The 13,045-nt window shown below is 48.6% G+C and carries 11 protein-coding genes; 1 reads left to right on the top strand and 10 read right to left on the bottom strand.

What is annotated here, in order from left to right:
* Positions 1-17: 17 nt before the first annotated feature.
* The 4 genes from CES79_RS00170 to CES79_RS00155 are packed head-to-tail and all read right to left on the bottom strand — an operon-like array spanning position 18 to position 3,975.
* Positions 18-521, bottom strand: a complete 504-nt coding sequence (locus CES79_RS00170; RefSeq protein ID WP_054653584.1) for a DUF4811 domain-containing protein — start codon at positions 519-521, stop codon at positions 18-20.
* A complete protein-coding gene (locus tag CES79_RS00165; protein WP_225362269.1) occupies positions 522-1,988 on the bottom strand; it encodes an MDR family MFS transporter in 1,467 nt (488 codons plus the stop codon).
* Between the two features lie 60 nt (positions 1,989-2,048).
* Positions 2,049-3,158 carry an A/G-specific adenine glycosylase gene (mutY, locus tag CES79_RS00160; RefSeq protein ID WP_089135959.1) on the bottom strand — a complete coding sequence of 370 codons (1,110 nt, stop codon included), beginning with the start codon at positions 3,156-3,158 and terminating at the stop codon, positions 2,049-2,051.
* Positions 3,159-3,162: 4 nt separating this feature from the next.
* Complete coding sequence (locus tag CES79_RS00155) at positions 3,163-3,975, bottom strand: MerR family transcriptional regulator (RefSeq protein WP_054653582.1); 813 nt, start codon at positions 3,973-3,975, stop codon at positions 3,163-3,165.
* A gap of 94 nt (positions 3,976-4,069) precedes the next feature.
* On the opposite strand from CES79_RS00155, the gene CES79_RS00150 reads away from it, so the two are divergent.
* Positions 4,070-5,731: a peptide ABC transporter substrate-binding protein gene (locus CES79_RS00150; RefSeq protein WP_089135958.1), complete on the top strand. Its 1,662-nt coding sequence runs from the start codon at positions 4,070-4,072 to the stop codon at positions 5,729-5,731.
* A 51-nt stretch (positions 5,732-5,782) separates the two neighbouring features.
* On the opposite strand, the gene recQ is transcribed toward CES79_RS00150, so the two are convergent.
* The 6 genes from recQ to CES79_RS00120 form a co-directional block, all read right to left on the bottom strand.
* Positions 5,783-7,567, bottom strand: coding sequence for a DNA helicase RecQ (gene recQ, locus CES79_RS00145; protein ID WP_089135957.1), 1,785 nt, complete (start codon positions 7,565-7,567; stop codon positions 5,783-5,785).
* 156 nt (positions 7,568-7,723) lie between these two features.
* Complete coding sequence (gene asd / locus CES79_RS00140) at positions 7,724-8,815, bottom strand: aspartate-semialdehyde dehydrogenase (protein WP_089135956.1); 1,092 nt, start codon at positions 8,813-8,815, stop codon at positions 7,724-7,726.
* Between the two features lie 88 nt (positions 8,816-8,903).
* Positions 8,904-10,088 (bottom strand): aminotransferase class I/II-fold pyridoxal phosphate-dependent enzyme, encoded by a 1,185-nt coding sequence (locus tag CES79_RS00135; RefSeq protein ID WP_089135955.1) that lies wholly within the window; start codon positions 10,086-10,088, stop codon positions 8,904-8,906.
* A gap of 55 nt (positions 10,089-10,143) precedes the next feature.
* Positions 10,144-10,923 (bottom strand): 4-hydroxy-tetrahydrodipicolinate reductase, encoded by a 780-nt coding sequence (gene dapB / locus CES79_RS00130; protein ID WP_089135954.1) that lies wholly within the window; start codon positions 10,921-10,923, stop codon positions 10,144-10,146.
* 18 nt (positions 10,924-10,941) lie between these two features.
* On the bottom strand, positions 10,942-11,850 hold the full coding sequence (gene dapA, locus CES79_RS00125) for a 4-hydroxy-tetrahydrodipicolinate synthase (RefSeq protein ID WP_089135953.1): 909 nt from the start codon (positions 11,848-11,850) through the stop codon (positions 10,942-10,944).
* A 40-nt stretch (positions 11,851-11,890) separates the two neighbouring features.
* A complete protein-coding gene (locus CES79_RS00120) occupies positions 11,891-13,042 on the bottom strand; it encodes an N-acetyldiaminopimelate deacetylase (protein WP_089135952.1) in 1,152 nt (383 codons plus the stop codon).
* Between the last annotated feature and the right edge of the window lie 3 nt (positions 13,043-13,045).

Raw genomic sequence — 13,045 nt, 5'->3', positions numbered from 1 at the left:
AATCCAACTCAGGAATATCACCTGGTCGAAACCAGCTGCCAGCCCGGCTTTAAACTAAAGTGCCACTGGGTCATGACATACTCGTGGTTTTGAACGCCAGTACTAAATAGCAGCCGCAGCTCTTCACTTTTATAAACCCGATAAGTCTTAGTGACTTTCAGTTGATTACGGCTAGCATTGCGAGTTACCTGAACCGGTCCCTGAGTCGGATTCGTCCGCTGCAGGCCGTGTTCAAGGGGATTGGTCTTATAGAGGTACACCCGCTCGTTTTGCGTCCCGATTGGATGATACAGTAAAACCGGCTTCTTAGCAGTTATGCTGGACGTTAGCGGATAAGTCTGCTGGACCGTCACCTTTTTCATCCCCAAATACTGACTATAATTTAAAATCATCAGTCCAATACTACCAACAGTTAGGATCAGCCCAATGGTCACCCAAACCGCCTTTGGAATCCCGCCAGAAATAAAAATCATACTGCCGGCAAAGAGTAACGCACCAATAAATAACGTGATTGCAATCATCTAGACCGCCTCCTTATGTCGTTTCAAGAAGAAGGTCATCACGAACCCCACCAGCGCAAATAACGTGGCAATGGCAAAGGCGTATCGAAAGCCCACGACGTTCGCGTGCAAGGCTAATTTACGAAATAGGATCGGTGTTGCTTTGGCCACCCCGTGAGCGGGAATGTGGTTCTTCGTGACGTTGGACATCACCGAGACCAAAACGGCGGTTCCCATGGAGGCAAAAACTTGGCGCGCCGTATTGTTCACCACCGTCCCATCACTGATCAAGTTCAGTGGTAAGGCGTTCATTCCAGTCGTGGTCACTGGCATCATGACCATTGAGATCCCCAGCATCCGTACCGAATAGAGGCACACGATGTCGATCACCGGTGTGGTTGCCGTAATCGGGATGAAGGAACCGGTCGTGACCATCAGTAAAAACATCCCGGCCATGGCCATGTTGCGACCACCCAGCCGGTCAAATATCCGCCCGGTAACCGGGTTCATCAGTCCAATAACGATGGCCCCCGGCAACAGGGTCAGCCCAGATGCTAACGGTGTCTCACCCCGAATAGTTTGTAAGTATAATGGCAAGATCAATGTAAACCCGTTCATGGACATAAACGACACCGCGACTAGCGCTGCCGAAAGCGTGAACTCCCGGTGACTAAAGACTTTCAGTTGCAGTAACGGATTACTGATCTTCACTGACCGCCAAATAAACAGTGCGACCACAATTACACCCACCGTCAACGTGACGTAAACGATTGGATCCGTCCATTGATAATCGCCAACTGACGAGAACGCAAATAGCATGGATCCAAAACCGATCATCGACAGCAAAACCGAGAGCCAATCAATCGGCGCTTTTTTAGTGGGTAATACCTTGCGTAGCGTAAAGAGCCCCATGATTACGACCAATAGTGAGATCGGCAGGATGGACAAAAACAGCATCCGCCAAGAATAATGCATCAAGATCCAACCCGAAAGTGTCGGCCCAATGGCGGGTGCTAGTCCAATGACCATTCCGGCCGTTCCCATAGCAGCCCCCCGTTGCGACGGTGGAAAAATGGACGTCATGATGGTTTGGTAAACCGGTGCGGTAATGCCAACACCAGCCCCTTGAATCAACCGGCCCATTAAGATCATCCAAAAATCTTGGGCAAAGTAACACAGAATAGTTCCAACTGAAAAAATGATAATTGCAGCTAAGTAAAGTTTCCCCGAATCAAATCGCTGGAGGAAAAAGCCGGTAATGGGAATCGTGATTCCCATCATTAGCATAAATCCGGTGGTCAGCCATTGAACGGTATTAGCCGAAATACTAAACGACTTCATCAAAGTTGGAAAAGCCGTCGTCAGCATTGTCGAGGTTAAAAAGGTGCTAAACGTTCCCACAAGCATCGTAAACACTAATGCTATTCGGTTGTACGGGCGCCCATTTTGATCAACGGGCTGTGCTGGCGTATGTCCATCTCCAGACAATAACATCACTTTCTTTCTGAATTTATTTGATAAAAAACCGGATAGCGCTAATCATTTACCTTAGCGTATCCGTGTGAATAATTTCGCTTGTACTTTTGGTAACGCAATTTTTTGTAACGCTTCTATCGATAACCATTCCCCGGGAAAAAAGCTGAGATCAGTATTCGCTGGCAAATCAGCGCTCAGCAACGAGATCACCCACTGACGGTGTGTAAAGGTGTGCTTCACCGGCTTACCACCGATCGGTACCACGTGAACGGTCAGGCCAAAGTCTTGTTTGACCAGCTGTTCCAGTAACGTCAGCCGTTCTTCATCCGTCACCAGTTCTGGCGTCTCGCTCAACGCTAACACGTCATCTTCGGCAATTAGCGGGAAGGTCCAAAAGTTCGCCAGTAAGCCATCACTTGGCCGCTTTTGCATCAAGAACTGATCCCCATGGCGAATCACCAGACCATAGTAGGCAACTTTAACGGGTCGCGGCTTCTTGGACTTCACGGGATACTGCCCTTCAACACCATCTAAATAAGCCTGATCAAATTCTTTGACCGGCGAGTGTGCGGAATCTGGATTTTTAGCCGCCATATAACTGGCCCCAAGATCCATCACTGCTTGATTAAAATCACCCGGTCGTGATGGTGACATGATGCGGCCGATGATCTGTTCAAAAACGGGACGGGTTTGTGGTTTAGCAATGTCCAAATCAATTTCCAGCAAGCGGGCAAATACCCGAAACGCGTTGCCGTCCACCGCTGGAACCGGTTCGTTAAACGCAATACTAGCAATCGCACCGGCCGTGTACGGGCCAATTCCGGCCAGCTCACGTAACCCCTCAGCCGTTTGCGGCCACTGACCATCACGTTCATATACAATTTGCTTGGCAGCTTTTTGTAAATTACGGGCTCTGGAATAGTATCCCAGACCCTCCCAAGCTTTCATCAGCTGTGCTTCAGGGGCATCAGCTAATGCGTTAACCGTTGGGAACTGGGCCATAAACCGGTCGTAATAGGGAATGACCGTGTTCACTTGGGTCTGTTGCAGCATAATTTCTGAGACCCAGACGTGATACGGGGCGTGATCGTGGCGCCACGGCAAATCTCGGCCGTGAGCATCATACCAGTCCAGCAGTGTTTTGCGAAAAGCGCGAATTTGGTTTTGCGACCATTCAATCATCTCATCATTCCTTTACTTCTGCTAACAGCCGAACCACTTGCTGTGCGGGATCCGCCGTCTGCCAGCTGCTAATCACGGGTTCTTCGTAAAAATGAGTGCCTAAAGCAAAATGATGTTGGTCAGCATATTCACGCAAATGGTTAAACCCTTCGATTAATGGTGTGTTCAAATGGTGGTATTCAATCACGACGTGGCCGCCTAACTGCGTCATATCGGCTTTAACCTTGCTGTCAGCCGTTAGCGGCGTATACAGCGCCGTAATCGGCTCAGTGTTCCCCGCTTCAATTGCGTGCCGCGGGTGGACCCGGCCAATGGCCAGATTAATAGGTGGCGTGTCCAACACTGACAGCACGTGGTTGACTTGTTGCTGAACCTGTTTGCCAGTCACTTCCGTTTCTTCCGGAAAAATCGTTGCAAGTAGATTAATGGGCGACCGGTCAACCACCGCTGCTGCTTCTGGGATGGCCTGACGTGCTGTCTCCTGATTACTGATCTCTTGAGAGACTTGCTGGCGTGCCAGACTAAGTTGATTAAGCTGCTGTTCAATTAATTGCTGCTGATATTTCAGCATGGCTAGGTGATCCTTGCCATTAGTCTGTAACGTGGTCTTAGTTTGATTAAGGTCATTTTCCAAACCAACGGTAGCCTGCAGCGATAGCCACTGGTTAACCTGTGTTAAATTATATGACCGGTGTCCATTTTTATCTCGGTTGGCCGGTTTAAATAAGCCCAGTTCATCAAACCGGTTTAACAGGTGCCGATCAATTTTTAAGAGCTGGGCAAATTGTCCCGCTGAAAGTTGTTGTCCTTCTATCAATGCTTTTCACCTCGTAAGTATTCACCGTGCTTGACGCTACGAAATTGCGTTATTATTATCAAAATAGAGTTATTGGAATTGAGAGGATTAAGTTATGAAATCAAAATTAAAACTCATCGTAATACTCGCGGCAGTTCTTGTTCTAAGCGGCTGTCAGCAAAATCTGTCGAATTCCAAACGGGTTTCCGACAGCAAAGGCGTCATGTCACAAAATCAAAACGTCACCGTGGTTGAACAGACGCGCTTAAGCACCGTTGACATCTCAAAGGTCAACAGTTTTAACAAGCTGCGCAGTTCAACGGAGGGCCTGTTTCGCTTAGGTAAAAACGGCCGTGTTAATCCCGGTCTCGCCCAATCTTACCGTATCAGTAAGAACGCGAAAACCTACACCTTTAAACTGCGCAAAAATGCCCGCTGGAGTAATGGCCAGCCCATCACGGCAGCCGATTTTGTCTACTCATGGCGACGCAGCGTTAAACCGCAGACTCGCTCCGTCAACGCGAATTTATTTGACGGCATCAAAAACGCTGATCAGATCAGAAAGGGAACACTGCCAGTAACTGACTTGGGTGTCAAAGCCCTCTCAAACCATGAACTGCGGGTGACTTTAGATCACCCCATGGTTTACTTTGAGACCCTTTTAGCCTACCCGCTATTTGCGCCGCAACATCAGGCCACGGTACAGCGGTATGGCACTCACTATGGTGACAGCGCTAATCAGCAGATCTACAGCGGTCCCTTTAAGCTCGTTAAGTGGCACGCTAATAGCGCCACTCGGACGCTGGAACCCAATCCGTATTACTGGGACAAAGCCCACGTCTATTTAAAGCGCTTAACCATTGTGACTGCCAAATCGCCAGCCCAAGATCTAAAAGCCTACCGCGCTGGCAAAGTCGCTGAGATTCAGCTGATTGGCCGCCAGATCCCGGCAAATAAAAATAACCGGGACTACGTTGTCCGGCCGTTTTCTTTGATGCGGATAATCGAATATAATTTTACCACAGCCAATCCCACCAATCAGAAACTCATTAATAATCGTAACGCACGGCTGGCAATTTCGCACGCAATTAGTCGTCGTAAACTGATTAATAATGCCCTGCAAAATGCCTCTTTGCCACCCAAGGGATTCGTCACTGCTGGCCTAAGTAAAAATAATCTCAACCATTCTGACTTTGCTAACCAGCAGGAAGCATCTCGTTATGTCAAAGGCAATTCACGGTTAGCCGCTAAAGAATGGGCAGCAGCCAAGCGCCAGTCGCACGCGTCATCAGCAACGCTAACCTTGGCTACGTCAAACGACGCCATCAGCGTACGGGTCGGCAACAACCTTAAATCTCAGTTGGAGCACCAGTTGAAAGGCTTGACCGTACGAGTGGTTTCGCCGGATTCAACTCACTTAAACGACCGCGTGCAGGCTGGTCAGTTTGACCTGCTGCTAACTGGCTGGGGCGCTGACTACCCTGATCCGCTGTCATTTTTACAGGCAATGACCAGTAACAGCCGTCATAACTACGGCCACTGGCATAACGCCGCGTATGATCGTCAGGTTGCCACCATCAGCAATAATCAGAGCACGGACAATCAATTACGCTGGGAACAGATGCTGGCTGCTGAAAAGCGGCTCACTGAACAGCAGGGTGTAACCCCCTTGTACCAGCAAGCTGATAGCTTCTTAACCAATCCCAAGCTCAACGGTGTCGTCCATAATATCAGCGGTGTCGTTGAAGATTATAAGAGTGCTTATTGGGTTAAATAAGTGCTACAAAAAGACCGATTTCAGTTTGATTGCTGAAATCGGTCTTTTAGTTTACTTAGCAGTTACACCATCGTTATCCGAATGGGCTTCACTAGCGGTTTTGATTTCCGTTAAAAAGGCCCCGCCATACTTCTGGAGCTTACTTTCACCCACGCCGCTGACGGTCAGCATCTCTTCATCGGTTTGCGGCATCACGGCACACATGTCATGAAGCGTCTTGTCTGAAAAGATCACGAACGGTGGGACGCCCTGTTTCTTCGCAAAATCACGACGTAACCCGCGCAACCGCTCAAACAACCCATCATTTTCGGGTAAGACATGGGTTGCCTTGATGGCAACTTTGCGGTAAACCTTTTGTTCACCCTTTAAAACCGCAACACCTAAATCACTGATTTTAAGTACTGGGTATTGGCCGCCGACCGACAAGAGATAACCGGCTGCAGTCAAAAAATCGATTAGCTCAGCAACCGACTTTTGTGACGATTGCTTCATCAGCCCGTAAGTGGATAATTCGTTAAAGTGCAGCTGTTTGACCCGCGCCACACTTGAACCCGTTAGAACCTGCGCCACTAGAATTTTACCGAAGTTTTCGTTCATCCGCTTCACGCAGGACAGCACCTTTTGAGTATCAACGGTAATGTCTTGCTCCTTGCGGTCATCCAAACAGTTCGAACAGCGGCCGCACTTCTCGCCCTTTTCGCCAAAGTACTGCAGAATATAGCTCTGGAGACATTCTTGGGTGTTCGCGTATTGCGACATAGCTTGCAGTTTATCATATTCACGCTGCTTACCAGCATCGTCGCGGTCAGACTGGTCGATCAAGAAATGCTGAATCTGCACGTCTGACAGCCGGAACAGTAAAATAGCTTCACTGGGAAGACCATCACGCCCGGCACGGCCAGCTTCTTGATAATACGATTCAATACTACCGGGAACCTGAGCGTGGATCACAAACCGGACGTTAGATTTATCGATCCCCATTCCAAAAGCATTGGTCGCCACCATGACGGGCACCCGGTCGTAGAGGAAGTCTTCCTGATTTTCCCGGCGCACATCCTTGGGCAGGCCACCATGATACATTGTCGCGTCAATGTGTTTTTTATTTAATAACTTCGTTAAGTGCTCAACTTCTTTACGGGTACTAGCGTAAACAATGCCAGATTGACCAGCATTTTGTTTTAAATAATCCACCAAGTACTTATCGTTATCCTGATGTTTGATCACCTTAAACGCTAAATTAGGGCGTGAAAAACCCGTCTTAACTTCATCCTGTAAACCTAACCGCTGCATAATATCCTGTGCCACGATCGGTGTTGCGGTCGCCGTCAGCGCAATAATCGTTGGCTGACTAGGCAACTGCTGAATCGTTTGGGCCAGATTCAGGTAGCTGGGCCGGAAATCATGCCCCCACTGTGAAATACAGTGGGCTTCATCAATGGCCACCAAATCAATCGGCAATTCTGCCAGCCGGCTTAAATAACCCGAATCCAGCCGTTCCGGTGACACGTAGAGTAGTTTTACCTCACCATTGGCAGCCTGGTTGAACCGCGAATTGATTTCGTCATAATCCAGTGAGCTGTTGATAAAGGTGGCTGCGATGCCGTTTTCAGTCAACGCGTCAACTTGGTCTTTCATCAAAGAAATCAGAGGTGAGACCACTAGTGTGACCCCGTCCAGCATTAGCGCTGGAATCTGGTAACACAGTGATTTACCGCCACCAGTGGGCATGATTGCCAGCACATTTTGGTGGTTCAAAACGTCATTGATGGCTTCTTCTTGCCCCGTCCGAAAGCTATCATAGCCGAACTGAGATTTTAAGATGGTCTGCGGCTTCATGGACTTCAGTTCCTTTCAAAATAATCTTCTTCCAGTTTAACAGAATTTAGGTCCTAGTGTTAATTACGCTAATCAGTGAAATCAAATTTTAACCGGTATTAAAAAACCGCTAGTTCCCTACATACAGCAGGACCTAGCGGCAAACGTTTTAATAATTTATTTAGCGGTCAAATAGCCTTGTGCCTTCAATAATTCAGCACATTCAACGGCGCCACCAGCGGCACCACGGGCGGTGTTGTGAGACAGACCCACGAATTTCCAATCAAAGATCTTATCTTCACGCAGCCGGCCAATCGAAACGCCCATCCCGTGCTCATAGTTCACATCAAGGCGAACTTGAGGGCGGTCATCTTCAGTCATGTAGCGAATGAAGTGCTTAGGTGCGCTTGGCAGACCTAAACGCTGCGGTTCGCCAGAATAGCTTTCCAGAGCATCGATCAGATCTTGCTTCGATGGATTCTGACGGAAGTTAACGAAAGCGGCCGCCGTATGCCCGTACAAAACTGGGACTCGGATACACTGCGAAGAAATCACCGTGTCATCAGCTGGGACAATGGCCTTCTTGTCATCATCGACGTGACCCCAGATTTTCAGCGGTTCGCCTTCCGACTTGGCTTCTTCACCGGCAATGTAAGGAATCACGTTGCCCTTCATTTCAGGCCAGTCCTTAAAGGTCTTACCGGCACCAGAAATGGCTTGGTAAGTGGTAGCAATCACTTGAGTGGGTTCAAACTGACGCCAAGCAGAAAGGGCTGGCGTGTAACTTTGAATCGAACAGTTAGGCTTAACGGCGATAAAGCCACGAGTAGTCCCCAAACGGGCCTTTTGATATTTGATCACATCCGTATGTTGTGGATTAACTTCGGGAATTACCATTGGCACATCCGGTGTCCAGCGGTGAGCACTGTTGTTAGAAACAACTGGTGTTTCAGCCTTAGCGTAGGCTTCTTCCAAAGCACGGGTGTCGGCTTTATCTAACTTGATTGCACTGAAGACAAAGTCAACTTGTGAAGCAATCTCGTCGACTTTAGCAGCGTCTTGCACCACCATATCCTTAACTTGGTCCGGAATATCGCCTTCCATCTTCCAGCGGCCCTTAACAGCCTCGGCGTACGTCTTGCCGGCACTGTGGGCACTGGCAGCTAATACCTCGATCTCAAACCAAGGGTGATCAGCCAGGATCTTAATAAACCGCTGACCGACCATACCCGTTGCACCAATGATTCCTACTCGTAGTTTCTCACTCATCAAAAATACCTCGTTTTCATCACACATAGTTTTCAAATCAGAATTTAATAACTAGCATTAAACTGTATTTTGCACAATTAGTCAAGTGCTAAGCCTTGCTGGCCACGAACGCCTTCATCCGTTTCATGGCTTCCGCGATATCATCATCAGATGCCGCGTAAGAAAAGCGGATGTAGCCTTCACCGCCGGCACCAAAAGCACTGCCGGGAACGCCACCGACTTTGCCTTGTTCGGCCAGATCATAGGCAAACTTCACGTCATCTTGACCGTAACTGGCCGGAATCTTGACAAAGGCGTAGAACGCACCGGATGGGGTCGCCATTGACAGGCCCATTTCATCCATCGACTTTTGGACAAAGTCACGCCGCTTTTGATAGATCTTACGCATGGCAACTGGGTCCTGCAGCCCGTTATGCAGTGCTTCAGCCGCAGCGGCTTGAGAAGAGTCCGACGTTGAAGTCACCATAAAGGCGTGCATCTTGGTAGCATTAGCGATCAATTCCGCTGGTCCAGCTAGATAGCCCATACGGTAACCGGTCATGGCGTGAGACTTGGATAGTCCGTTGACCAAGATCGTCCGCTCTGGGATCACGTTAGCAATCGAATAGTGCTCAACCCCATAGGTCAGTTCACTGTAGATCTCATCCGCAATCACAAATAGATGGTGGTCAGCAATCACCTTGGCTAAGCCTTCAATCATTGACTTCGGGTACTCAACACCGGTTGGGTTGCAAGGATAGTTCAGCAAAACAGCCTTTACTGAATCACCCTCTTCATCCAAGACTTTTTCCAGCCGTTCTGGGGTCAAAACAAAGTCGCTATCTGAAGTGTCGACTTGAACGGTCGTTGCACCCGCAATCGTAACCAACGGGAAGTACAAGGCAAATGCCGGTGTCGGAATGACCACCTTATCACCAGGATTTAAAATCGTGAACAGTGAGGCACAAATGGCTTCAGTAGCACCCACCGTGGCAATGATCTCAGTCTTCGGGTCGTAATCCAAGCCTTGGCTTTCCATCAAATAATGATGGATACCTTCCCGCAAATACATGGTCCCCTTTTGCGGTGAGTAGTGGGAGTCGTTATCCTGAATACTCTTGATAGCGGCTGCCTTCACGTGTTCTGGCACGTTCATGTCCGGTTCACCCAGAGTTAACTTGATGATCTCTGGAATGGATGAGAATTTTTGGTCAACTTCCCGAATACCGGAAGGACCGACTTGATTCAATCGTTGATTGACTTGCTGGGTTAAATCACTGGCTAATTGAGGCAAAATATCACTCCATTTTTAATTTAAATTAATATTTGATAATAAAATTATAAAACAATTAAAGCAAATTTTCGAGCCCAACCACTAATTCTTTTAAATCCAGCACGTGATCCATGGCCACTTTGACCCCCGTCATGAAGGACTGCCGGTCAAATGAATCTTGGCGGATCGTTAAAGCTTCACCGGGACCGCCAAAGAGCACCTGTTCATGAGCAACGTAACCGGGTAAGCGCACCGCGTGGATGTGAATGCCATGGTAGTCGCCACCGCGGACGCCTGACAAACTCTCGGTTTCGTCAGGGTTACCCTGTTCATGTTCGGGCCGAACTTCATCGATCAATTTTGCGGTACTCAAGGCCGTTCCAGAAGGCGCATCCGCTTTGTTGTCATGGTGCATTTCAATGATTTCTACGTCTGGGAAGTATTTGGCAGCTTCCTTAGCGAATTTCATTAACAGTACCGCAGACATGCCGAAGTTTGGTGCGATCAAGCCACCCAGATGCTTAGCTGAAGCTAGGCCCTGCAGTTCACTGACCTGGTCATCCGTTAAACCAGTCGTCCCAATCACGGGATGGATCCCGTGTTCAATCGCAAATTTAGTGTTCGCGTAAACCGCGCTGGGTAACGTGAAATCGATCCAGATGTCAGCATCGGTTTGAATCTCGTTCAAATCGCCATAAATGGCAACCCCGGCTGGCAGATCGTAATCCTTGGGATCTTTAGAAGTGATTCCAGCGGCCAGACCAGCGACGAGTTCATAACCATCGCTTGCTTGAACTAACCGAACCGCTTTTTGACCCATTGCACCGGTAAAGCCGGCAATTAAAACTTTTGTCATTTTAAAATATTCTCCGTTCTACTTCACTGATTGACTTAATAATGCATCCGCGTCCATGCCTAATGCAACCGCTAACTGACGGCTCTCGTCATCATTGAGTGATTGAATTGGCAAACGGCAGCCGCCCACATTGTAACCCTGAGCATTCAACACCGCCTTAACGGGTGATGGTGATGGGAACATGAAGCAAGCTGCCATCTTTGGGGTCAGTTGACGCTTAAGGCCACCAGCCTTGGTTAAGTCTCCTGCATAAAGGGCATCGTACATGGCGCGAATCTGATCACCATAAAGATGGGAAGCAACGGAAATCACACCGGCACCGCCAACGACTCGAGCGGATAAGGCTTGCGCATCTTCACCGCTGTAAACGTAAAAGTCGTCTGGGGTGTGTTCAACCAAAAATTCAATGTCGTCAATTGAAGTACACTGCTTAACCCCAATAATGTTAGGGTTTTGAGATAAGGTAACGACGGTATCGTTAGCCATGGTAACGCCGGTTCGGCCAGGAATGTTATAGATAATGATTGGCTTTTCAGCAGCGTCTGCAACCGCCATAAAGTGGGCGACCATGCCCCGTTGACTCGGCTTGTTGTAGTAAGGGACGACGACTAATTCGTAATCGACCCCGGCAATTTCGCTGACTTCCTTAGTGAAGGCCGCGGTTTCGCGGGTGTTATTGCTACCAGTACCGGCAATTACCGGTACGCGACCGCCAATAATTTGACCAAAGCGGGTGTACAGGTCGATCTTTTCATCGTGAGTCAGGGTTGGCGTTTCACCGGTGGTCCCACCGATGACGAAGCCCTTGCTGCCAGTATCGATCAAGTGGTTGGTCAACTTCTCTAAAGCATCGTAGTTGATCTGATCATTTTCATCAAATGGGGTGATGATTGCCGTCATTAAATCTACGTTTTTTAGTGTTGTCATGGTAACGTCTCCTTTTTAGTCTCGTACGGATTATCGTTAATTATTCGGCCATTCTGGCTGTCATAAACCCAGTAATTGCCTGAACGCCGGCTTCAATGGAAGCTTCTTTCGGGTTCAGCGTGGCTGAGTGCAGCTGTGAGTCATCTTCAACGCCTAGCCAAAACATGGTGCCAGGAATTTTCGATAACAGGTAACCGAAATCTTCACCGGTCATGGCCGGTTCAGTTTCCACAAAATTTACGTCTGGATTGTGTTTCATATAGGCAATGAAGCGTTTGGTTAATGCCAGGTTGTTTTCCACCGGCAAATAGCCACCCTGATTCAAACCAACTGTGACTTTCGCGTTAAAACTCCTCGCAATGCCTTCACCAACGTCTTTCAGGCGCTGATCAATGTGCTGAATCATCACTTGGGTCAAACCGCGAATCGTACCTTCAATGTGGGCGTGACCGGCAATCACGTTGCGGATCGTGCCGGCCTCCATCTTGCCCAGTGTGATGACGCCGCCTTCAATGGGATCAATACTTCGAGAAATAATCGTTTGCACTTGTTCAATTAACGCAGCTGCTGCGACCACCATATCGTTGGCATCTTGGGGATAAGCGGCGTGACCGCCCTTCCCTTCCAGGTCAATGTTGACTTCAGTGGTTCCAGCAAATAAAGTTCCCATACGACAGCCAATCGCCCCGGCCGGTAGATCCGGATTGTCATGCAACCCGTAAAATTCATCCGGTCGCCACTGGTCTTTAAACACGCCTAATTCATAGGCTAATTTACCGCCATTTTCACTTTCTTCCGCTGGCTGGAAGAAAAAGATCATGTTATCAGTTGGCTGATGCGCGGCAAAGTAACTCAAAACACCCAGGGCAACCGTCATGTGAATATCGTGACCACAGGCGTGCATCACACCGGGATGCTTGGAGGCAAAGGGTAAGCCAGTTGCTTCGGTCACCGGTAACGCATCAATATCGGTACGGTAACCCAGTGTCCGTTTCGGCGCACTGCCTGCAATTCTGACCATGATGGCCGTTGGCAGATCAGCAATCTTTTTAACTTGTAAATGGGTCTGGTCAAAACCGGCAATTACTTTTTCCAGATATGCTGACGTCTGAATTTCCTTTAATGCCAGTTCAGGGATCTGGTGTAAATGCCGGCGAATTTTAATCAGTGACTCTTCCGTTAAGGCTGCCATCTC

Origin of the sequence: Secundilactobacillus silagei JCM 19001, assembly GCF_002217945.1 — a bacterium.
Lineage (GTDB): Bacteria > Bacillota > Bacilli > Lactobacillales > Lactobacillaceae > Secundilactobacillus > Secundilactobacillus silagei.
Note: the sequence above shows the minus strand (reverse complement) of the source record. Positions and strands in the feature narration are given on the sequence as shown.